Here is a 22,784-nt window from a genome sequence, read left to right as displayed (position 1 = left end):
CTCCTATTGTAAACTTAAGAGCTGCACTCATTGCATTCTCAATCGAGAAATTGTTTAGAAATTCTACTGCAAGCAAGAATTTGATTGAATGTATATCTTTTTGTTGGCAGATGCAGCATTTGTTGCAAACCTTTTATACTCAGATTTGATCGGTTTCTAATAGGAGAAAAGTTTTTATGGGTTGGCTACAAAGATTGTTTGGCATGGAAAAACCTCAAAATGCAGAAGTAAATCCGGCTCCACAGGCTATACAGCAAGCTCCTAGTAGTGATGTTGCTAGTGCTACGCAATCAATACCTCCAGAACGTCTGGGATTAAGCGGAGAATATGACCAAAGTGGTTTAGCAAAGCGGGTAGCGTTGGCATTTGATGAAGATCCCCAACTCGACGATGTTAATACCCTTTGGGTGGCTCAAACGGGTAGCACTGTAGTGTTGAAAGGTAAAGTCCCCAGTCAAGAAATTCTCAACAAAATGGTTTCTGTGGCGCGTTCTGTAAATGGTGCTACAGATGTTGACACTAACCAAGCGACGATTGGCTAGGTGCAAGAAGGCAGAAGCTTGAGGGAGATGAGGGAGATGAGGGAGCAGGGGAAGAATTCAAACTCCTAATTCCTAACTCCTAACTCCTAACTCCTCTCTCAATCCAATCTAAAATCGCTTGGTTAACTTGTTCTGGACATTCATCATGAGGACAATGCCCTACGTCTTCCAGATTTAGCAGTTCCAACTTCTGGTTATATTGGGCAAATTGGCTAGCTAGGGCTGGCGGCACAAACCGATCTTTTTGTCCCCAAATTAAAAGCATCGGAATTGTTAAGGTTGGTAATACTGCCTTGACACTAGGACTAAAGTTAATTCCGATCGCCGCTTTGAACAAAGCACTAAATGCCCTCGCAGAACCCCGATCTTGGGGAGGCCCTGCTAAAATTTCGATCAGTTCGTCGGTAATCGCCTCTGGGTTAGCGTAGGCAAGACTAGCCCAGCGCCGCAGCACCCCAGGACGGCGCACGAAGTTAAATACAGGTTTAAGTATCAACGGCGAAGCAACAACATTTTTAATTGCTGTGACAAGTGGGCGCAGCACAAGAGGAATTGCTTCTTGTTCTAATGACGGGTCTGGTAAACTCATCATCACCATACCCAGCACCATATCGGGGTGACTGGCCGCGGCGGCCATCGAAATCAGTGAACCGTTGGAATTGCCTATTAATATTGCTGGTTGACGGATAAATGTTTTCCAGAAATCGTAAACTTGCTCAACCCAGAGTTCGATGCTGTAATTAGCTGCGGCTTTTTCAGAAGCACCAAAACCCAACATATCTATGGCGTAAACTGTGTGATACTCACCCAACACCTCTAAATTATGTCGCCAATGACCAATGGAAGCGCCAAAGCCATGTAACAAAATTAGCGGTGTTGTATTGGGGTGACTTTGGCTAGGGCGAATGTAAGTGTAGCGGGTTTGCCAGCCACGCCAAATCCAATCTCTTTGATTACCAACTCGTTCCTGCCAGTGTACCGTAGCGATCGCACTTACCTCCGATTTATCAGCACTAAAATACCATTATAAGAATTGGGGATTGGGGATTGGGTAAGCTGTTACGTATACAACTTGCATTATCAGGGCGGGCAAGATGCCCACCCCACAATCATATTTTAAAAATATTAGTGCAAATTAAAGGCGCAACAGCTTATTCCTAGTCACCAGTCACCAGTCCCCAGCGATGCACTGAGCTTGTCGAAGTGTCCCCAGTCCCCAGTCCCGTACTTACCTAACAAATTGGGGCATAATTTCAGCTGCGGTGAATATTCCATAGATGCCGCGTTGGTGCAATTGTCTACCAGCTTTGAGATAGCCGAAAGCAGGGCCGCAGACATTTGCTGCCATGCTGGTTTCATCTCCCAGAGTAAATGTATGGGTAGAAATCTTCCCTTCAAAAGTACGTCCTGTTACCTTCACATTAGTGCTGAGAGGCTTTTTAGGATTGCGAGTATCAACGACACCACCAACTGTAACGCGATCGCGCCCTACTATCCCGGCTACTTCTAACATCACATCATCAGCGTGTTCCATATTTTTCAAGGTCAGCACGCCATTAGTTTTATCTAGTAAGGCTTCTACTTCTGCGTCAGTCATCGCCCTAGCAGCTTCTACTGTGTAACCAGGCATGTGGCCAATGTCTTCCCGAACAGTGGCGCGGTAAGCTTCCCAGTTAGCAATTCCCACCCCAAAGGTAATTTCAACTTGATGAATTTCGGCGTAACTTTGGGCGGCTAAAGCTGCTGCTGCTGTTAATAGTCCAGGTGTAGCACCGCATCCTGTCATGTAGGTAATCCCGGCGGCTTGCAGTTCCTCCTTCATCGCTAGGAGTTGTTCTACAGCAGTGGTGCGTTTAATCGCATCTACTAGTACCCCACGCCAACCAGATTTGATAAATTCCTTGGCGACATTGGGAATAAAGTCATTAGGTAGGTTGGGTAAAGCCAAAAAATACCCATCTACTTCAGCTATTTCGATTAAATCCTGAATACTTTGATTTGTTAATGTACCAATTGGCTCTAAATAACCCACCGAACCTTGGGACTGATAGGTTGCAACGGATTTTTCAGTATTTAAACCTTCAGCAGCATAAGCGTAACCTTTTTGATCTGCTGCTGCGACTAAAATCATTTCTCGTTTGCCAGCAACTACTTTGGCGGCGGCTTGTCCGAGTCCGCCGAAACCCAGTACTCCTACACGTATCGCTGGCGAAATATTTAGAGAATTTTTGATTTGTTCAGAATTCATAGTCAATTCGTTAAGTTGAATCCAAAGCCTTGAGTATTCGGCATCTCAGCTTCCGGCTGGTAACTGGCGGCTGATGGCTGATAACTCAAAGCTATAGAGATTAATTATGATTCATTATCCTGGGTTCTTTGGCTGGATATTGCAGATATTTATCTACTAGCGATCGCTTTTGAGTTTTTTGACTGGGAATATACCAGATTTAAACCAATGGGCGCAACTGGCAACCCAGAAAAAAGCTTAAAAAAACTAGCTAAACTTGATGTTCTGACAGAATAGAGTTGCGTGATGATGCAATCACTCATGGGAGCGATCGCTTAAAGTGGTATGAAATTGTTAAAATTCTGAGCATTATGAAGCGCATTTGCACTACAGTTAATATTTTTACAATAACTTCATTATCTGCTTTTATATTTGCTAGCACCACTAATTTATTGCTAGTGCAGACAGTCATAGCTAAACCAGTACAGACAAAAAAGCCAGTCAATCAACCAATACCATTCAACTCAAGAGTACGAATATATCCTGCAAATAATAGCTTACCAGCAAGCCGTTTTATGACGATTGAAAGTATTATCAAAAAGTCTAGTAAGATGCAAATTGTAGAAGCAAAACTTACAATATATGAGGAATTTACAGCCAAAACAGGGGAGTACAAATCATCGATTTCTAACAACCGAATGGTGTGGATTGTGACTGGTTTTGTCCAAGGTGAGTTGAGAATGGCTAAAGGTAGAAGTGTCTGTACTGATAATGCTAAACTTGTGGAAGTAACGGATGCTGAAACGGGCGATTCGTTTGGTAGAAGTATTTACTGTCCCCCAAACAACCAGATAAATTTTATGCGGTAAAGTTGACTTAGAATCAAAATAACTTGTATTCAGGAGATTAACAATTACAGTGGTGCAATCGCTTCATTATCTATAGTGATAACAAGTTGACCTGTCAGCAGTAATTTTAACGCTCATAAATTTCTAATGGTAAATTGTCTGGGTCTTTAAAGAAAGTATATTTTTTACCTGTAATTTCATCAACTCTGATATTTTCTACTTCTAAACCTTTTGATTTTAAATAAAAAACAGTTTCCTCTACATCATCAACTTGAAAAGCAAGATGTCTTAAACCACAAGCCTCTGGCTTACTAGGCCGTTCTGGAGGATTGGGGAAAGAGAATAGTTCGATTTGAGTATTTTCTGCAACTTTTAAATCTAATTTATAAGAATTTCTGGCGGCGCGAAAAGTCTGTTGAATAATCGAAAAGCCTAAAGTTTCGACATAAAATGCTTTGGAGCGATCGTAGTCAGAACAAATAATCGCTACATGATGAATGCCAGTGGTTTTCATATGTACTTTTCAAGCTACTAATCATTTACCTGTAGCACTTTTAGCAGAGTTTTGCTAGTCTTTGCAAGTTCAGGGCTTTCGCAAAGTGCTAATCTGGAAAATGCAAACCTTAATTTTTGCATCGTCCTACTTGGGCGATCGCATCATTGAACTACCTAACCGCTATGAAACTGTTGCTTAATCGGGGATTACCACTCTCTGCGGCAGCATTGCTACGTGATGCAGGTATCGACACTATCTATCTGGGTGAAATTGGGATGTCTGAAGCTGAAGATGCAGAAATCATCCAGAAAGTTAGAGAAGAGAGACGTGTTGTTGCTACACTCGATGCAGATTTTCATACATTGCTAGCACTTGATGAAGCAACTACTCTTTCAGTCATTCGTATTCGGATTGAAAGGTTAGGTTCTCAAGCATTAGCGAATTTGTTGCTGACGGTAATCGCTGAGTGTGAAGAGGATTTGGAACAAGGAGCAGCCGTTACAGTTGAGCCAAGCCGTATTCGTATCCGTCGTTTACCATTGTTGCCTGATATCTAACCTTTCGCATATTTAACTAAAATTTATATTTAATCAGCAAAAAGGCTTATTGCTTTCTCAAAACTTCATATTCAATAAGCGAAAAGGCATATTGCTTACTCAAAATGACATTTTACTTTCTCAAAAGCAGCTTTTACTTTCTCATTTTAGTGTTTTCCGCAAGCAAAACAAGCTTTTACTTTCTCAAAAGCAGCTTTTACTTTCTCATTTTGGTGTTTTCCGTAAGTAAAACAAGCTTTTACTTTCTCAAACCCCAGTTTACTTATTTATTTAAGTAATTTCTACATTCATTTTGGCATATCGTTAAGCCACTAGCTTGGGATCACTTCATTCAGCAAAAAGCCTTCAAATGCTGCTTAATATATTAATTAAATACCTAGACATTACTATTATCACGTAGTTATATTTAATTTTTCAGCCCATTCACTTTATGTTGGAAAAACTGAAGCATCTGCGACAGCATACTTGTGCCAAATAGCTTCAATTTCATACCCATTAGGCTTTGGTGACTGCATCTTTCTCTCCATGACTTCTGCCATTCCTAGCATCATGTAAGTAAGGCTTGGCCATTCCATAGAAATTACTAAATCTTCCCATAAAAAGAGTATTGGTGATGTTTCCTGTTGTTTTTCATTACCAACTACAACGTATAAGCCATTCTCCGTGCTAGAAATAGGAAACAAGCGTGAAGAAAAATTATTGCTATTCAGGAGAGAAGCTAGAACTTTTTGCTGGCAATTATTTGTCTTTCTTGATAGCTGTAATTTGTGTTCGTTCTTCTTTAACCAAGAGGCTATAGAGCAATATGTATTAATTGCTTCTCCTAAGGGGAAAAAAATGTCATCTTCCAATGGAAATTCAAATGGAAAATAACTGTCGAAGGAATCCCAATTTTTGTTGGGGTTGACACCAATAGGTAAACAACTATTACCCCTTTGGTATAGTTCACAAAGTTCTAATGGTAAATTAAACGGATAATTCTGAGTAAGTTCCTGGATCTGCTCACAACTTAATTTTGGAAGATAATCTGGATTATAACCGCCGAAAACACTCCAATCTTTAAGACAGCCTATATAACCACTCTGTTCTGCAAGGATTGCAATCTTATCAATAACAGAGTTTATTGTTGACATTCTACACTTCCAAACAAAATCAATTTTTACTATTCTTGTAAAACGGTTTTAGATACAATCCTAGTTTTCTTGAGGTCAGCTTCGGAAAGTTCTTCCCCAGCTAGCAAGCGAGTGGCAGAAGTTTGCAATACTGTCGCTGCACCTTTATCTCCAATTTTAAAGCGGTTTTAGCTGCTGTTTGCAACATCGTTGCTGCTCCAGTACGTAGGCGTAAGCCCGTCGTAGACATCGCCTTGTTGCAATTTCGTCTCGGCTAACTAGGTTTGACGATACTTTGCTTTACTTGAAGTCGGGAATTACCTGAATCAGTCCAGTTTGAAAGGCTTTGTCGTAGGTAATGACAAGTAAACTTTCAAGTTCAGCCTGAGCCATAATCATGCGATCAAATGGATCTCGATGGGCGATTGGTAAGCTTCCTGCTCTGAGCGCATGGGCTGTGGTGATGGCAAGTTCGATAAAATTAGCCTGATGCAATATCTGTAAATATTGCTCAACGAGTTGTTTGGCTTCGGGTAGTTTACCCATCCGGTATTTGGTGGCAATTTCCCAAGCGGAAGCACTGCTAACAATGATGCGATGATTTGGGTTGCGAATGATCTCTCGGCAGTCAGTGTGAAGTTTTGGGTCGTCAAAGAGCCACCACAGAAGGATATGAGTGTCGATGAGGTAGCTCATTCCCATTGCTGGAGTTCGTCTTCTGGTAGTGGTTCAAAGAAAGCATCACCGAGTTGTCCTTTCAATAAACCAGGGGTGCGGGGTTCGACTTCGCTCACCGCAAGAGGTTGTGTACCTTCTTGACTTAAACCTAGCCGAAAGTAGTGAATTAGGTCATAAATTTCTGCTAGTTTGTCTTCAGGGATATCTTGCAATTCTTGGACAATCTTCTGGATCAGCATAAGTCAAACTCTTCGCTGGTTGTTAATTAATAAGTTAGGAATATGCGACTACTTTGTTGCTCAATTGAGGAATAAAATATTTTTTCTCACTTTGCGCTTTAGCGCGAAACTTTCATACCGTTAATTAGCAAGGCTGAATTACTATTCCTGTAAAACAGTCTTTGATACAATCCTAGTTTTCTTCAAGTCAGCTTCAGAAAGTTTTTCCCCAGCTTGCAAGCGAGTAGCGGAAGTTTGCAATACTGTCGCTGCACCTTTATCTCCAATTTGTAAAGCGGTTTTGGCAGCTGTTTGCAACATCGTTGCTGCACCAGTGCGATCGCCTTGTTGCAATTTCGCCTCGGCTAACTGGGTTTGGCGATACTTCGCTAATGCTAAAATAGAATGTTGCACCTGGGGATTAGATGTCGGTTGATACGCTCGCACTACATCTGCATACACTGGCATCAAGGGCGAAAGTAAGCCTTGTTCGTTAACCAAGGGGTCATCATAACGAATTTGCAGATGAGCGATCGCTTGCTTCCCTTCTGGCAATTGTCCCAGATAAATGTTAGCCAAAACTACCCGTTCTACATCCTGCATCAAATCTCCCAAACGCACAGCAAAGCTACCATCAGCTTCAGTTTCCACTGGTAACTCGATTGTGTCTGGGGCAACTTGAGCAACGGGTTTCAATTCTGCTAGTCGCACATTGGGCACTAAAGATAACAGCAAGTAAGCATTAGTTAGCCCAATCGATTGAATCCGTCCAAACAGTCGGCTAAATTGCTCCACAGCTTGTTCGGGACGTTCGATATAAGCTAAAGTACCACCACCGACATCGGCAATGTTTTCTAGCATATCTTGATTCCAGCTATTGCCAAATCCGAAAGTGTTAATAGTTAGGTTAAGTTTGGCAGCCTTTTGCGCCAGTTTCAGACAGCGTTTATTGTCATCTCGCCCAATATCCCACTTCCAAATTCGCAAACCGCTTTCACCATGCCCATCTGTCAGCAGAAACGCCTGAGAAACAGCGCCTCTTGTGCCCTTCATCAGTTCTGTAATTCCCAATTCCAAACCATCAGCGATCGCAGTACCGCCGCTAGCAGTCAGTTTGCTTTTTATTTGAGATTTGATGCTTTCGGGGTCTTCAATCGCTTGGTTGGGGATAATGACTTCCGCAGTGCCAGAAAAAGCTACAACCGAGATGCGATCGCCTACTTTCAACCGATCGATTAAACCTTCCACCGCCTGGATCGCCATTTTAATTGGATGTCCATGCATGGAACCACTTTTATCCAAAATCAAGCAGAGATTAAGGGGAAGATTTCGATCGGACTCACCAGCGATTGCCGAAATTGTAATTGCCAATTGACGTTGGCTACTTGTTTGAGCCAGATCAACATTATTGTCATTTAACGCCGAGAGCAATTTAACTTTCATCGAAACCTGAGTTTACTGGGGAGGGGTATCTTGCAAAACTGTTTTGGAGACAATTCTGGTTTTCTTGCGATCGCTTTCAGATAAATCTCCGCCAGATTGTAGCTGGGTGGCAGAAGTTTGCAACACTGTCGCTGCACTAGTATCTCCCATTTGCAGCGCAGTTTTCGCAGCCGTTTGTAACATCGTCGCCGCACCAGAGCGATCGCCCTGTTGTAATTTCGTCTCGGCTAACTGGGTTTGGCGATACTTCGCTAATGCCAAAATAGACTGTTGCACCTGGGGATTCGGGTCTGCTTGGTAATTTTTGACTACATGGGCATAAACTGGGATATTTGGTGTAACTAAACCTACTTTGTTGGCGGCTGGATCGTCGTAGCGGACTTGCACATTAGCGATCGCTTGTTCACCTGTTGGCAATTGTCCCAAATAAATATTAGCTAAGATTACCCGTTCTGCATCTTTCATTAAATCTCCCAACCGCACAGCGAAACGTCCATCAGCTTCTTGTTGCAGTGGTAACTCAATTGTGTCTGGGGAAACTTGGGCGATGGGTTTAAGTTCCGCTAACCGGACATTGGGCATCAGGGAGAATAACAGATAAGCATTAGTCAATCCCACGGTTTGAACGCGGCTAAACAGGCGATTAAACTCTTCGGCTGCCTGTTCGGGTTTTTGAATATAAGATAAAGTACCTAAGCCAGCATCAGCAATTTTTTCTAAAACATCTTGGTTCCAGTTGTCACCAAATCCCAAAGTATTTAAAGTCAAATTATAGCTAGCAGCCAATTGGGCAAATTTCAAACAGCGATTATTATCACCGTGTTCATTTTCACCGTCGGTTAACAAAAAGGCTTGGGAAACAGTATCTTTTTTTCCCTTCGCCAACTCTTCAATCCCCAAGCGCAGCCCTTCATCAATCGCAGTTCCCCCATCGGCGGCTAGGCGATTAATTTGCTGCTTGATTTTCTCTGGATTTTCGATACTTTGACTGGGTACTAAAACTTTGGCACGGTGATCGAAAACTACCACACTCAAGCGATCGCCAGGGTTAAGTCTATCCACCAGACGATTCGCTGCTTTTTTCACCGTTTCTAGCGATCGCCCATTCATCGAACCACTATGATCGAGAATTAAGCATAAATTCAGGGGTACATGGCGGTCTTGATTTTCTGCGATCGCCGAAATCGAAATTCCCAACTGACGTTGACTGTTCAGTTGATTTGCGTCCAAATTACCATCATTCAAGGCAGGCTGCAAATTAACCTTCATAACTCAGAGTCCCTATTCAGGATATACATATTAAAAAATAACTTCAAAGCACCACTTTAGCTCTACGGAAAACCTATCCAACACAAATACACTAATATAATCAGAATATCTTAGAAGCCAAGCGTTGGCAGATGCGAAGCCACCTTCACCATTAGGGAGAAATCCGCACCTTGAGGGAAGCGTGCATCGCGCTAGGATGTATTACAGTTAACGGCATAGTTTCAGGCGATCAGTTGCTATGGACAATTCCCCAATCAAGGCTGTTCAAGCCCCATATTACGGCGATAACTTTTACCGGACACCACCGCCAGATTTACCTTCCCTTTTATTGAAGGAGCGAATCGTCTATATTGGGATGCCACTGGTGCCTGCTGTCACGGAATTGATCGTGGCCCAATTGCTGTTTTTGCAATCCGACGACCCCGAAAAACCGATTAAAATCTATATCAACTCCACCGGCACATCCGGTTACAGTGGCGAACCCATTGGCTTTGAAACCGAAGCCTTCGCCATCTTTGACACCATGAAATATATCAAGCCTCCTATCCATACCATCTGCGTCGGTTCTGCGATGGGTATGTCAGCGATGCTTCTCAGTGCTGGTACAAAAGGTTGCCGCGCTAGTTTGCCTCACTCCTCGATTATCCTGCATCAGCCCAAGAGCTACGCCCAAGGTCAAGCAACGGATATTCAAATTCGCGCCAGGGAAGTTTTGGTAAATAAAGGGGCGTTAGTTGATATCTTACATCGCACCACTGGACAGGCTCCAGAAAAAATTACTAAAGACATGGATCGGTTGTTATATTTAACACCCTATGAAGCGAAGGAATACGGTTTAATTGACCGGGTTTTTGAGAAAGAAGAACTCGCCAATCCTCCACTTCCTGCCAGTGTTCTTTAATTTATCTTTTGTCCTTTGTCATTCGTCCTTTGTCCTTATGTTAATAACCAAAAATTATTAATGTTAACAACCAATTGACCAATGACCAATGACCAATAACCAATGACTAATTAAAAACGGAGTAAATTATGCCTATAGGCGTTCCTAAAGTTCCTTACCGGATGCCCGGTGGACAATATACAGATTGGATTAGCATCTACGATCGCCTTTACCGAGAACGGATTATATTCTTGGGGCGTGATATTGATGATGAAATTGCCAATCAAATTATCGCTGTAATGCTGTATCTGGACTCAGACGATCCAGGTAAAGACATTTATTTATACATCAATTCCCCCGGTGGAATGGTTACATCTGGCATGGCTATTTTTGACACCATGCAACATATCAAATCAGATGTAGTGACTATTTGCGTGGGTTTAGCTGCTTCAATGGGGTCTTTCCTGCTGGCTGCTGGCACCAAAGGCAAACGCCTAGCATTGCCTCACTCACGGATTATGATTCACCAGCCTTCAGGTGGTACCCGTGGACAAGCAACCGATATCGAAATTGAAGCTAGAGAGATTCTGCGGATTCGTCACCAGCTCAATGGCATTTATGCTGATAAAACAGGTCAGACCATAGAAAAAATTGAAAAAGATATGGATCGTGACTTTTTCATGTCTGCCGAAGAGGCAAAAGAATACGGTTTAATTGACCGTGTGATTGAAGAACGAACCTCTGTAGTAGCTGGTTAGTAGGGAGGTAGGGGGCAGGGGAGCAGAGGAGCAGAGGAGCAGAGGAGCAGAGGAACAAGGAAGAATAATTAATTCCCCAATGCCCCATGCCCAATGCCCCATGCCCAATGCCCCATGCCCAATGCCCAATGCCCAATGCCCTTTTATAAACAAACTGTCAACATTGAACTTTAAAATAGAAAATTAGCCCTTATCATTAATAGTCCGGGCTTGAAGCTGATACTGACAGATAATAGCCAATAGCTAAATATTCGATAGCTGATAGCTCAAGATGGATCTTGGAGATTGCTACCGTTTACTAGGTTTAAGATCGGGAGCTTCTTTTGCTGACATCAAAGCGTCTTACCGACGACTGGCGCAGCAATATCATCCCGATATCAACCCAGATGACAACAAAGCCAAAGATAAGTTTATTGCCTTGACAGAAGCGTACAAACTCCTGATGACAGTGGTACTACCAGAGGAAACTGTGGCACATTCAACTCAGGTATCAACATCTGGTGGGCGTGATGACGCTAAGGCAACGCATAGGCAGAAAACACCAGTAACAACGGTGACAAGTCAAGAATCAGGGAAACCAAAGCCGCCTAATCTGTTGGAAATAGAAGAACGGCTGAAGTGGAAGACTTATGAGCAATTGCAGCGATTTTTGCAAGAAAAACGATTTCCGCAAGCGATCGCCCTGGCGGAAGCTTTAGCAGATCGTTTGTCAACAGATGCAGAAGTTCGTCAATGGTTAGCGATCGCCTATCAAATTTGGGGACGGGCGCTAATTTCCGAAAAACAACTACTCAAAGCCAGAATTTATCTTAAAAAAGCTTTGAAAACAGACCCTCATAATAAAAGTCTCTGGTATGAAGTCCAGCGTGATTTCCAGCGCTTGGAGCAAATTTTTTAAAGATTTACAAAATTTCTTGAAAACCAAAATTTCGTTTCCAGGTTCTAAAAAGGAAATGGTCTTCATTGGGCTGCTACCACTGAGATGGGAGGCGGGAGCTTCTCAAAGAATATTCCCAGTCTCAGACTGGGAACGAGGTACGAATTATGAATTACGAATTACGTTAGCGCAGCGTTAGCGATGCAGGAGCGTCATTACGAATTACCGCCATCCACGTAGCACTGCTCCCAAGGTAGCGATTCCCTCGACAATCTTTTTAGTTGGTTGAAAGCTAAAAGCTAACCTGATGGCATCATCTCCCTGTCCATTGGCGTAGCAGCGAGTTCCTGGGAGAAAGCTGATACCGTGTTCATTGGCAGCAGTTAGGAGTGCTTCGGCGCTGATGTCTGGCGGCAATTTACACCACACAAAAAAGCCACCACCTGGTCGCAAAGCAACTACATCACCGGGAAACTCTTGAGCGATCGCTTCCAACAACAAATTACACTTATGTTTGTAATAGGCGATTAGCTCCTGAATATGATAATCTAATTTGCCTGTAGCACAGTAGCGACCAACCACATGGCTGACAAACGGCCCCACAGGCCCTTCACTTTTGAACATTGCCAACCGCTCAATAATTGCTGGATCGCCACAAGCCCAGCCTAGCCGGATACCAGGCGCAATGATTTTCGAGAAGGTATTCACGTATAACACCCACCCATCCTTGTCAAGGCTTGCCAAGGATGGCATAACTTCACCTTGGAAGCGCAAATCGCTGTAGGCATCGTCTTCTACCACCAACACGCCATACTCAGCCGCTAACGCTACCAGTTTTTGGCGACGAGATAACGGCATAGTAGAGCCTGTGGGATTATGAAAAGTAGGGATAGTGTAAATAAACCTGGGTCGAATCCCCTGTTTTTTCAAGTCGCTTAAAGTTTCTTCTAACGCATCTACATCCATTCCCATCTCATCTACAGGAATGGTAATCAGGCGGGCGCCAGCCTGGACAAATCTATTAACTACTCCCAAGAAGGTTGGCCCTTCCACAATTACCACATCACCAGGTTCGACAAACACATCTGGTAGCAAGCCCAAAATCTGACCTGAACCGTAGCCAATAATCACGCGATCGCGATCGGCAGGGATTCCTTGAGCCTGCAAGCGGAGGATTATTTGTTCATAAAGTTGGGCTGAAGGTGGCCCGTAATTGAGAGCGAGCGGAGCTTCTTCTGCCAGTACAGCAGCACTTGCAGCAGACAAATCAGCATGAGGAAAGAGAATTGGGTCAGCCAGACCATAGGCAAAGCTGACGGTGATGATTTTGGTTAACTCAGTGCCGTAAGTTGGTGGTGTCAGATTTCTAGCTCTTTCGGCGAACAAATCAGCAATTTGGTAAGCAGAAGTGGTAGAAGCCATAAGCGATTAAAAATTGAGAGTCAGAATATAGAACACACACAAAGGCAATTAGCAAAAAGTCATACGTATGTATTCTTTCTTATAACATCTTGACAAGTATCGTAAAAATTGGTTGCTAGAACAAAATTACTATGGTGAAATTAATTAACTTCAAGTGGCAGCAGCTAATTCTAAGCTTAGGCTGCCTACTACTAATTATTGCCTGTCAAAGTTTATATCCCACTACTAACCCAGATGTTAAAATTCTCAAGGTCGCCACAGACCCCACCTTTGTCCCTTTTGAATTTCAAACAGCTGACGGTAAATTAGAAGGTTTTGATATTGATTTGATGAATGCGTTGGCGTCGCCCGCCGCAGGCATCGCTAAAGTAGCAGATTTTACGATCCAGTTTGAAAGTCTGCCCTTTGATGGCACGATCTCAACTTTGCAAGCTAAAAGAGTTGATGCAGCAATTAGTGGAATCACAATTACCGCCGAACGCCTGAAAACAATTGCTTTTTCACGACCTTATTTTAAAGCCGGACTTGCGATCGCTGTCCGCGAAGACAATCAAAATATTAAAGACTTCAATAGTCTCAAAGGTAAAAAAATTGCTGTCCAAATTGGTTCCACTGGGGCAGATTTTGCCAAAACCATCCCCAACGCCAAAATTAGTACTTTTAATTCTGGGCCAGAATTTTTCCAAGACTTACTCAATGGCAACGTTGATGCTGTGGTTAGCGATGCTTTCGCTACTTTGTATGCGATTAAAAATGGCAAACTCAAAGGCATCAAAGTTGTTGCGGATTTGCTTACCCAAGAATACTACGGGATTGCTACGCCCAAAGATTCACCGCATTTGGATGCAATTAACAAAGGTTTAGCAACTTTGTTATCCAATGGCACTTATAAGCAAATTTATCAAAAATGGTTTGACGCTGAACCTCCACAATTGCCAGACTCTTGATAATTGGGCATTGGGCATTGGGGATTGGGCATTGGGGATTGGGGATTGGGCATTGGGGATTGGGCATTGGAGATTGGATAGTAGAAAAATTATTTCCTAGTCCCCAGTCCCCAGTCCCCAGTCCCCAGTTCCCAGTCCCCAGTTCCAGTCCCCAGTCCCCAGTCCCCATTCCCCATTTCCAAGGAATTAGCTGCCAATATATGAAATATTTATCTAATATGCGTCACAATTAATACTGCCACTAAAATTCATTGATCAACTACAATCTACTGTAGTCAGGGACAGCCAATTGTGGCACCTTGGATGTTAGTGGCTAGAAGCACCTTGGAACGAATGGGAATAAAGGAACTTCCACTATGCTGATTTGCCCTCAGTGTAAATTTGAAAACCCCAATAGCAACAAATTCTGTCAAAACTGTGGCACATCCCTGACTCACAAGGTTTGTCCTGAATGCGGTACCGATGATGTACCTGTGAATGTATTACGTTGTCATAACTGTGACGCAGAATGTGGAACAGTGTTTTGGGCAATTATTGCTAAAGAAACGACTGGGGAAGCTTTGAGAGGAGAAGGGGATGTCAAAGATGTGGGAGGTGAGGGAGATGAACAAGCAATACCCTCCTCATCTCCTGTATCTCCTACTCAAATTACATTAGGCTCCTATTTAGACTCCCAAGAACGCTATCAATTATTAGATGCGCTACCTACGCAAACGGAAACCGCCATTATTACTGATGTGGGTGTGAGAGTTATAGACTGTCAGCCGTATCAAATATCACCGATTGAGGCAATCCTAGAAAATCAGGAATCAGATTTGCTCACACCATCAGTGGAAGCGAATGAGATTCCTCGCCTTGCTAAACTTTATATTGCTTTACAATCCCAAGGTGAGCGGAGGATACCGTCGATTCACGACGCATGGCAGCAAGGTGATATACAGGTATTAATAATCGAAAACCGCTCGGATTGGCAGTATTTACTCGACCTGTGGCAAGAAGAAACAACCAGTTCGTTAAAAATTTTACACTGGTGTTATGAAATGACCCAACTTTGGGCAGTATTGGAACCAGTAAATTGTCGTCAAAGCCTTTTAGATTTGTCGAATTTGCGATTGGATGAAGACCAAACGTTGGCACTACAAAGGTTGTATGTGGAATCACCGAATTCTCAGCCTGCCACAGAGTCGTCAGAAGATGTCCCTCGCCAAACATCTGCCATTCCAGAGGAGCCGTTAACTATCCAAGCTTTGGGAAGGGTTTGGCAAGCACTATTTAGACAATCGCAACGGACTCAATTTGGCTCCGTAGTCCAAATGTTGGGGGATTTAGAGGTAGGTAAGATTCAGACGATCGCCCAATTGCGATCGCGTTTGGAGGAAATCTCTGTTGAACTGGAAGCATTAGGAAGCCCAACTTTGCCCCCAATAAAGGAGAACAATACTGCTGTGTCCACTACCCCGCAATCAGATGAGTTAGAAGATATCATTAGCAAAACTGATGATATGCCAACTGTGGTGCTGGCGATGCAGTTAAGTAGCTTAGAAGATGCAGGACGCACAGATGTGGGGCGTCAACGTCATCATAACGAGGACTGCTTTGGCATCGAAACCAAAATTCAGAAACTGGAGTTCCCTAAAAGTCGAGTTTTAGAAGGGCATGGTTTGTATATTCTTTGTGATGGTATGGGTGGACATGCTGGCGGCGAGATAGCCAGCGAGTTAGCAGTCAACACCCTACAGGAATACTTTCAAGAACACTGGATTGCCAACCAGCTGCCAACAGAAGATAGCATTCGTGAGGCAGTGTATTTAGCTAATGAGGCGATTTACAAGCTCAATCAACAAGATGCCCGTTCTGGAGTTGGGCGTATGGGTACAACTTTAGTAATGCTTTTAATTCAAGATACTCAAGCAGCAGTTGCTCATGTGGGAGATAGCCGTCTCTATCGCCTGACGCGCAAGCAGGGGCTAGAACAAGTCACAGTAGATCACGAAGTTGGGCAACGGGAAATAAATCGAGGAGTGGAAGCAAGCATAGCTTACGCCCGCCCAGATGCTTACCAACTTACCCAAGCCTTGGGGCCTCGTGATGAAAACTCGATTAATCCCGACGTTGGCTTTTTCGACATTAACGAAGACACTCTTCTGCTGTTGGCATCGGACGGTCTATCAGACAATGATTTACTAGAAACTCATTGGCAGACCCACTTAGAACCCTTACTTAGTTCTGGTGCTAACTTAGAACGGGGCGTTACAGAATTAATTGATTTGGCAAATCAACACAACGGTCACGACAATATTACTGGTATACTTATTCGGGCAAAAGTACGCCCAAATCTAGAAAGTTAAAGAAGGGACTGGGGACGGGGGACTGGGGACTAGGGACTAAGATAAAATTCTTTATACCCAATCCCCAATCCCCAATCCCCAATCCCCAATACTCAGTCCTCTTACCTTATAGGTTACATTGTGGTTAGTCTGACCCTGTTAGAACCGCAACAGAAAACGCCCCTCCAGCAGTGGAGCTTTGAGAACTCCTCCATAATTCGGATTGGTCGAGCGGCAGATAATCACGTTGTTTTAAATGATAGTTTAGTTTCGCGGCATCATCTAGAACTGAGAAAAGTCGGTGATGCTAGCAATGGCGATGCTTGGCAGCTGATTAGTCAGGGTACAAATGGGACTTTTCTCAACGGTATCCTTGTACTTCAGAGTCCGTTACCAGATAATTCCCTTTTGCAATTGGCACAGGGAGGCCCAATATTGCAATTCCAAATTCAGCAGGTAACAGTACTGGAAACTGGTTTGCGATCGCACCAACAAATACAAGGTACAGAAGAAAACGCCGCCGAGACACTTTACTCAGCAGGAAATCTGGCAAATTTATCTTCTACTTGCACGCACGAAGGCAACTCGCCAAACAATCTGTTTTGCATCCACTGCGGTCAACCTCTCTCAGTCCAACAGAGAATTCGCCATTATCAGGTGTTGCGAACTCTCGGACAAGGAGGTATGGGTACTACCTATCTGGCTTGGGATGAGGCTGGTCTGATTGCGGGTGTGCCACAACTGCTGGTGTTGAAGCAAATGAATGCTGATATGCTAAAAATTGTCAAAGCTCAAGAGTTATTTGAGCGAGAGGCGCACACTCTCAAATCCCTTAACCATCCTGGAATTCCCAAGTATTATGACTTCTTTGTAGAAGGTGGAAAAAAATACTTGGCAATGGAACTAATCCACGGACAAGATTTGGAGAAACGTGTCTATACCACTGGCCCAGTGACACCAAACCAAGCGATCGCTTGGATGATCCAAACCTGTGATATTTTGGACTATCTTCATAGCCAAGAGCCTCCACTGATTCACCGCGATATCAAACCCGCCAATTTAATGGTACGAAGTTCAGGAAATCGTATAGTGGTGCTAGATTTTGGCGCAGTTAAAGAAATTGGCACAGCGCCCGGTACTCGAATTGGCGCAGAAGGTTACTGCGCTCCCGAACAAGAACGAGGACAACCTTTAACTCAATCTGATTTGTACGCAATTGGCCCAACGCTGATTTTTCTGCTCACAGGCGAAAACCCGTTCAAGTATTACCGCCAACGAGGGCGAAACTTCAGGTTTGATGTGGCAAAAGTTCCCACCATTAGTTCCCAATTAAGAGATGTTATCGATCGGGTTACAGAACCATTGCCACGCGATCGCTATCAAAATGCAAAAGAATTGGCTGCGGCTTTAGCTTCCTGCAAAGTTTAGAGAATCGGGAGTATGTAGAGACGCGATTAATCGCGTCTAGGGAGTGGTGAATATTAAAAATTTCTATTCCCTATGCCCTATTCCCTATTCCCTACTCTTCATCCCAAGTTTCTACAGCTAGCAATTCACTAACTGGGTCTTGCATACTAAAGCCAAAGTCAAGCAGTTCTTGTTTCCAGTGCTGCCATTCATTACCATAGAGCAGAGCGATTTTCCAGATGCTATCGCTTGGCTTGATAATATTCGATTCTATGAGTGATTGCACGTTGCGCTGCAATTTCACCATTGGGTGAATCACTTGCTGAGTCATAACCTCGATTGAATTCTGAATTTTGTGGGTAAATGCTTAATTAAAACTGCTTCCCATTCTGCAATTGTTGCCGGCCCGTAGAGTGGTTTAATTTGGTAAAGCTAGTCTTAACTTTTTAACTATACCATAACAAACTCTACTAAGTTACTGATAAATTCGGTTTTGTACGGTAATTACCACCAGAAAATCCCAATTTTACCAAGCAGTCCTTAAACTTTTTGCAGAAGTCAGACAAAAGTTTTGGGAGAAGGAGTAAGGGATGCTTATGTTTACCCTTTTTCCTTTAACTTTTGCCCCTTTTGTTTTTCCTCTTTACGTTTACCTTTTTTCCGCAACAGTGCAACACTACCTTTCGTAAGATATCTATTGTGGACGCCGAGCAGAATAATTAGTCCTCAGGGAAGTTCCACTAAGTAGTGTGACTGAGGAGTACTAGGAAAATTCTGTTTGTTTAAATTAAGAAAAATATGCTTGCTTGTTGCAGTAGCTATAGGATACAAGCTACTTTGAAGGTTTTTGACCGACTGGGAAATTTGCAATTGAGTAGAAATGATCTACTCTTTCTGTTGATTTAAATGTTATTGAGATTATCGCAAACATCTGGCTTTAGGCGAAATAATTGCAAATCTTTATATAATTTTTATGTTTTGATCAGAGAATAAGACCTGTTAGGGCACAGGGTAGGGTTTTGCTTTGAGGTATAGGAGCGATGCCTACGCGGTAAACTACGCACGGCAAAATTGTTGCTACAGCATAGGCTTACCATAAGGTTCTCTCGTCTTCAGAGTCAGCATTTGAAGTTTGTGTAAAAAATTTTTAGCGCGGATGTTATTTTCTGTTGAGCAGATGGGTATCCTCAGAACGGAGGCTTGCTGATACTTAAGTGTTTACCGCAGCAAGTATGTGAGACATGGCTGGTTCAGACGAAGAATACCTAATTAACCGCAAAAAGCAGATTCAGCGGCGACAAAAGATTCTCACGATAGTGTCGATGTTCTCGTTTTTTGGTTCTACGTTATTTGCAGTCGTTCCAGCAATCCAACAGGCTACCCAACCTAAGCCAGCAACTGCGTCTGCTTCTCCTGAGTCAGGATTACAGCAACAGGCGCAGGGCTACGAGTTGGTTTTACAACGGGAACCAGAAAACCAACTTGCTTTAGAGAAATTGTCTTTGCTGCGGTTGCAATTAAAGGATACGAAAGGTGCGATGGAACCTTTGGAGAAGTTGGTGAAGTTACACCCTGAGCGGCAAGATTACAAAGTTGTATTAGAAAAGATTAAAAAGCAACAGGGAAATAGCGATCGCTAATTCAAAATATTTTCAAATTACTGACTACTGATTTATTGAAAACTAATGAAATTATATAAAGTTTTAGTATTTCCAGGAGGAACAGAAATAGGTTTAGAGATTTACAATGCCTTATGTAGTTGCAAAGATATTCAACTATATTCTGTGGGTCTTGATATGTCAAATCATGCACCATACGTATTTAAGAATCACTTCAGTATTCCAAGTATTCATGATCCTGCATGGATAGACAGTTTAAATAAAATAATCATCGAAAATAATATAGATTATATTTTTCCAGCTTACGATGATATAGTAATTTCTTTAGCTATAAATGCAGAAAACATTAAAGCTAAAATTATTAGCTCTCCTTTAGAAACTTGTTTAATTACTAGATACAAATCTAAAACATATGCGATGTTTTCTACAAATCTTCCGATTCCAAAGATATATCGGAGTCTAGACGAAATAGACTATTTTCCTGTATTTATTAAACCTGATAAAGGTCAAGGTTCTCAAGATACACATATTGTTTACAACAAACAACATCTTTCTCTAGTTTTGTCTAAAAGTCAAGAATATATTATTACTGAATACCTTCCTGGTGATGAGTATACAATTGATTGTTTCTCTCATCGTCATACAGGATTAATATTTTGTAGAGGTAGACAAAGAGTTAGAACAAAAAGCGGAATTTCTATGAATAGTCGCTCTACTAATAATAGTAGCAACGAATTTTTTTTAAATTATGCTAAGTTAATTTCAGAAAAACTAACTTTTTATGGAGCTTGGTTTTTTCAATTGAAGAAAGATAAAGATGGAAATTATAAACTTTTAGAAATTGCTCCTCGAATAGCAGGAGCTATGGCTTTTCATAGAGTACAGGGAATAAATTTTTCGTTACTTAGCATATATGAACAGGAAAATATTCCCATCGAAATTATCACTAATAAATTGGATCTAGAGCTAGATAGAGCATTAATAAATCGATATAAACACAATATAGAATATAAAACAGTATATGTTGATTTAGATGACACTTTAGTTATAAATGGAAAGCTTAATCTAAGTCTTATACAATTTTTATATCAATGTGTTAATAATAACAAAAAAATTATTTTATTAACAAAACATACAGGTAATATTAATAATTTCCTAGAAAAATATCGGATTAAATACATTTTTGATAGCATTATTCAAATTGATAAATCAGCATATAAAGCAAATTATATTCTTGAAAAAAATGCCATTTTTATTGACGATAGCTTCACTGAGCGTAAATCTGTTAATACTAAGCTAAGTATTCCTACTTTTGATTCTAGTATGATTGAAATGCTTTTAGATTACAAAGGTTAGCCAATAATGTCAGATATTATAGTTAGTCAAATGGATATCGAACATCTGAAAATTATCCGTCAAAGCATAATTGATTTTATGATATATGTCGCAAAGGATTATGCTAAGAAACCAGGCATTTTATTAGATATTGCTCCTCAAATTTACGAAGGAGCTAAACCTTTTTTTTTACAATCAATAAAGGTTGAAACATTTGATATAAATCCTGCTTCTGGTTGTACATATATTGGTGATATATGTACATACAATAATTGTTTAAAAAATGACAGTTTTGATTATATAGTTTGTACTGAAGTCTTAGAACATACTCTCCAGCCTTTTAATGCAGTAGCAGAAATTTGGCGAATTCTTAAGCCAGGAGGAATAATATTTTTGAGCGTTCCCTTTAACTTAAGGATACATGGCCCACTACCAGATTGTTGGCGTTTTACAGAACACGGATTACGGGTTCTATTAAAAGATTTTTCTATATTAGAGTTGAAGAATATTGAAACATTAGAGCGGCAATTAATGCCAGTACATTACACAGTAGTAGCAGAAAAATTAATTAAATAAAATCATAAATTATGAACGATTTGAAACAAAATTTAAAATATTTAGCTATTTTTAGTGGGACACCCGCATTCACTGACAAATTACACGTTGGTCGTCCTAATATTGGAAACCGCGAACACCTACTTAATCGCATCAATGACATCTTAGATAAAAGATGGCTAACGAACAATGGGCCTTATGTACAAGAATTTGAGCAACGCATTGCTGAATTTGTCGGAGTCAAGCATTGCATTGCTAGCTGTAACGCTACAGTAGCACTAGAAATAGCCATCCGCGCTGCGGGTTTAAAAGGTGAAGTTATTGTGCCTTCTTTTACCTTTATTGCAACTGCACACGCTCTACAATGGCAAGAAATTACCCCTGTATTTTGTGATATTCATCCTAAAACACACAACATTGATCCAAAGCAAATAGAGCAATTAATAACTCCACGTACTACAGGTATAATTGGCGTTCATTTGTGGGGTCGTCCTTGTAACGTGGAGGTTTTAAGTAAAATTGCCCGTACCCACAACTTAAAATTAATGTTTGATGCGGCTCATGCTTTTGGCTGTTCACATGAAGGACGTATGATTGGTAGTTTTGGGGATGCAGAAGTTTTTAGCTTCCATGCTACTAAATTTTTGAACACATTTGAAGGTGGAGCAATTGTGACTAATAATGATGAATTAGCCACAAAAATTCGTCTGATGACTAACTTTGGTTTTGCCGGACTCGATAATGTTATCTATATTGGCACAAACGGAAAAATGCATGAAACATCAGCAGCAATGGGCTTGACAGGGCTTGAAAGTTTAGAAGATTTTGTTGCTATCAATTATCGTAATTACCAACAATATGAACAAGAATTGCAGAGTATTCCTGGACTAAAAGTTATTACTTATGACGAAACACAAAAATGTAATTATCAGTATATTATTTTAGAAATTGATGAAAATGATTTTGGTATAAGCCGAGATTATTTAGTTGAAATATTACAGGCTGAAAATGTTATTGCTCGAAGGTACTTCTATCCAGGTTGCCATAATATGGAACCTTATCGTTCTTATTTTCCTCATAATAGGCTATTGCTACCTGAAACTGAAAAACTTACCAAACGAGTACTCTGCCTACCAACAGGCACGGCATTAAAACCAGAAGATATTAGCAAAATTTGTCAAATTATCAAGTTAGTCGTTGCAAATAGTTGCGAACTTTCCAAAGTCCAATTTTATTCACATATCTAAAATTTATATATTAGAGGTAA

General features: G+C 41.5%; 23 protein-coding genes and 1 pseudogene. 13 read left to right on the top strand and 11 right to left on the bottom strand.

Annotation, left to right across the window (positions count from 1 at the left end):
• Positions 1-176: 176 nt before the first annotated feature.
• Positions 177-542: a BON domain-containing protein gene (locus RMZ95_RS11185; protein WP_322670464.1), complete on the top strand. Its 366-nt coding sequence runs from the start codon at positions 177-179 to the stop codon at positions 540-542.
• Between the two features lie 79 nt (positions 543-621).
• On the opposite strand, the gene RMZ95_RS11180 is transcribed toward RMZ95_RS11185, so the two are convergent.
• Positions 622-1,530 (bottom strand): alpha/beta fold hydrolase, encoded by a 909-nt coding sequence (locus RMZ95_RS11180; protein ID WP_322684625.1) that lies wholly within the window; start codon positions 1,528-1,530, stop codon positions 622-624.
• A 240-nt stretch (positions 1,531-1,770) separates the two neighbouring features.
• Positions 1,771-2,790 carry a saccharopine dehydrogenase-like oxidoreductase gene (locus tag RMZ95_RS11175; protein WP_322684543.1) on the bottom strand — a complete coding sequence of 340 codons (1,020 nt, stop codon included), beginning with the start codon at positions 2,788-2,790 and terminating at the stop codon, positions 1,771-1,773.
• 278 nt (positions 2,791-3,068) lie between these two features.
• Here RMZ95_RS11175 and RMZ95_RS11170 point away from each other — a divergent pair, with 278 nt between their 5' ends.
• Positions 3,069-3,638: a hypothetical protein gene (locus tag RMZ95_RS11170; RefSeq protein WP_322684544.1), complete on the top strand. Its 570-nt coding sequence runs from the start codon at positions 3,069-3,071 to the stop codon at positions 3,636-3,638.
• Between the two features lie 106 nt (positions 3,639-3,744).
• Here RMZ95_RS11170 and RMZ95_RS11165 read toward each other — a convergent pair whose 3' ends face one another.
• Entirely contained in the window at positions 3,745-4,131 is a 387-nt protein-coding gene (locus tag RMZ95_RS11165; protein WP_322684545.1) for a VOC family protein, read from the bottom strand.
• Positions 4,132-4,247: 116 nt separating this feature from the next.
• On the opposite strand from RMZ95_RS11165, the gene RMZ95_RS11160 reads away from it, so the two are divergent.
• Positions 4,248-4,670, top strand: coding sequence for a DUF5615 family PIN-like protein (locus tag RMZ95_RS11160; protein ID WP_322670459.1), 423 nt, complete (start codon positions 4,248-4,250; stop codon positions 4,668-4,670).
• Between the two features lie 428 nt (positions 4,671-5,098).
• Here RMZ95_RS11160 and RMZ95_RS11155 read toward each other — a convergent pair whose 3' ends face one another.
• The 6 genes and pseudogenes from RMZ95_RS11155 to RMZ95_RS11130 form a co-directional block, all read right to left on the bottom strand.
• Entirely contained in the window at positions 5,099-5,803 is a 705-nt protein-coding gene (locus tag RMZ95_RS11155) for a hypothetical protein (RefSeq protein ID WP_322684547.1), read from the bottom strand.
• Between the two features lie 29 nt (positions 5,804-5,832).
• Positions 5,833-6,081 (bottom strand): annotated as a pseudogene (locus RMZ95_RS11150) (hypothetical protein); the annotation flags it as partial.
• A 1-nt stretch (position 6,082) separates the two neighbouring features.
• Positions 6,083-6,478 (bottom strand): type II toxin-antitoxin system VapC family toxin, encoded by a 396-nt coding sequence (locus RMZ95_RS11145; protein ID WP_322684548.1) that lies wholly within the window; start codon positions 6,476-6,478, stop codon positions 6,083-6,085.
• Positions 6,475-6,699 (bottom strand): hypothetical protein, encoded by a 225-nt coding sequence (locus RMZ95_RS11140; RefSeq protein ID WP_322684549.1) that lies wholly within the window; start codon positions 6,697-6,699, stop codon positions 6,475-6,477. The genes RMZ95_RS11145 and RMZ95_RS11140 overlap by 4 nt, the downstream gene beginning before the upstream one ends.
• Positions 6,700-6,840: 141 nt before the next feature.
• Positions 6,841-8,121, bottom strand: coding sequence for a VWA domain-containing protein (locus RMZ95_RS11135; RefSeq protein WP_322684550.1), 1,281 nt, complete (start codon positions 8,119-8,121; stop codon positions 6,841-6,843).
• A 12-nt stretch (positions 8,122-8,133) separates the two neighbouring features.
• On the bottom strand, positions 8,134-9,390 hold the full coding sequence (locus RMZ95_RS11130) for a VWA domain-containing protein (protein ID WP_322684551.1): 1,257 nt from the start codon (positions 9,388-9,390) through the stop codon (positions 8,134-8,136).
• 238 nt (positions 9,391-9,628) lie between these two features.
• Between RMZ95_RS11130 and RMZ95_RS11125 the strand changes: the two genes are divergently transcribed.
• From RMZ95_RS11125 to RMZ95_RS11115, 3 genes are all read left to right on the top strand, one after another.
• Positions 9,629-10,291, top strand: a complete 663-nt coding sequence (locus tag RMZ95_RS11125; protein ID WP_322684552.1) for an ATP-dependent Clp protease proteolytic subunit — start codon at positions 9,629-9,631, stop codon at positions 10,289-10,291.
• Between the two features lie 128 nt (positions 10,292-10,419).
• Complete coding sequence (locus tag RMZ95_RS11120; protein ID WP_322670450.1) at positions 10,420-11,028, top strand: ATP-dependent Clp protease proteolytic subunit; 609 nt, start codon at positions 10,420-10,422, stop codon at positions 11,026-11,028.
• Positions 11,029-11,299: 271 nt separating this feature from the next.
• On the top strand, positions 11,300-11,926 hold the full coding sequence (locus tag RMZ95_RS11115; protein WP_322670449.1) for a J domain-containing protein: 627 nt from the start codon (positions 11,300-11,302) through the stop codon (positions 11,924-11,926).
• A gap of 201 nt (positions 11,927-12,127) precedes the next feature.
• On the opposite strand, the gene RMZ95_RS11110 is transcribed toward RMZ95_RS11115, so the two are convergent.
• A complete protein-coding gene (locus RMZ95_RS11110; protein WP_322684553.1) occupies positions 12,128-13,327 on the bottom strand; it encodes a PLP-dependent aminotransferase family protein in 1,200 nt (399 codons plus the stop codon).
• A gap of 131 nt (positions 13,328-13,458) precedes the next feature.
• Between RMZ95_RS11110 and RMZ95_RS11105 the strand changes: the two genes are divergently transcribed.
• The 3 genes from RMZ95_RS11105 to RMZ95_RS11095 all read left to right on the top strand — a co-directional run bounded on the left by RMZ95_RS11105 (position 13,459) and on the right by RMZ95_RS11095 (position 18,029).
• The gene (locus RMZ95_RS11105) at positions 13,459-14,274 is read left to right on the top strand and encodes a basic amino acid ABC transporter substrate-binding protein (RefSeq protein WP_322684554.1); all 816 of its coding nucleotides are present in this window, start codon (positions 13,459-13,461) and stop codon (positions 14,272-14,274) included.
• Positions 14,275-14,630: 356 nt separating this feature from the next.
• Positions 14,631-16,622 carry a serine/threonine phosphatase gene (locus RMZ95_RS11100; protein WP_322684555.1) on the top strand — a complete coding sequence of 664 codons (1,992 nt, stop codon included), beginning with the start codon at positions 14,631-14,633 and terminating at the stop codon, positions 16,620-16,622.
• A gap of 120 nt (positions 16,623-16,742) precedes the next feature.
• Positions 16,743-18,029 carry a protein kinase domain-containing protein gene (locus RMZ95_RS11095; RefSeq protein WP_322684556.1) on the top strand — a complete coding sequence of 429 codons (1,287 nt, stop codon included), beginning with the start codon at positions 16,743-16,745 and terminating at the stop codon, positions 18,027-18,029.
• Between the two features lie 91 nt (positions 18,030-18,120).
• Here RMZ95_RS11095 and RMZ95_RS11090 read toward each other — a convergent pair whose 3' ends face one another.
• Positions 18,121-18,339, bottom strand: coding sequence for a DUF4327 family protein (locus RMZ95_RS11090; RefSeq protein ID WP_012407469.1), 219 nt, complete (start codon positions 18,337-18,339; stop codon positions 18,121-18,123).
• A 910-nt stretch (positions 18,340-19,249) separates the two neighbouring features.
• On the opposite strand from RMZ95_RS11090, the gene RMZ95_RS11085 reads away from it, so the two are divergent.
• From RMZ95_RS11085 to RMZ95_RS11070, 4 genes are read left to right on the top strand one after another with little or no spacing between them, the layout of a single operon-like run.
• The gene (locus RMZ95_RS11085) at positions 19,250-19,648 is read left to right on the top strand and encodes a tetratricopeptide repeat protein (RefSeq protein ID WP_322684557.1); all 399 of its coding nucleotides are present in this window, start codon (positions 19,250-19,252) and stop codon (positions 19,646-19,648) included.
• Between the two features lie 45 nt (positions 19,649-19,693).
• Positions 19,694-20,983, top strand: a complete 1,290-nt coding sequence (locus RMZ95_RS11080; RefSeq protein ID WP_322684558.1) for an ATP-grasp domain-containing protein — start codon at positions 19,694-19,696, stop codon at positions 20,981-20,983.
• A gap of 6 nt (positions 20,984-20,989) precedes the next feature.
• Entirely contained in the window at positions 20,990-21,538 is a 549-nt protein-coding gene (locus RMZ95_RS11075; protein WP_409882408.1) for a class I SAM-dependent methyltransferase, read from the top strand.
• Between the two features lie 11 nt (positions 21,539-21,549).
• Positions 21,550-22,764 carry an aminotransferase class I/II-fold pyridoxal phosphate-dependent enzyme gene (locus RMZ95_RS11070; RefSeq protein WP_322684560.1) on the top strand — a complete coding sequence of 405 codons (1,215 nt, stop codon included), beginning with the start codon at positions 21,550-21,552 and terminating at the stop codon, positions 22,762-22,764.
• Positions 22,765-22,784 lie beyond the last annotated feature (20 nt).

It is taken from the genome of Nostoc sp. DedQUE07 (assembly GCF_034530975.2).
In the GTDB taxonomy this organism is placed as follows: Bacteria; Cyanobacteriota; Cyanobacteriia; order Cyanobacteriales; family Nostocaceae; genus Nostoc.
Note: the sequence above shows the minus strand (reverse complement) of the source record. Positions and strands in the feature narration are given on the sequence as shown.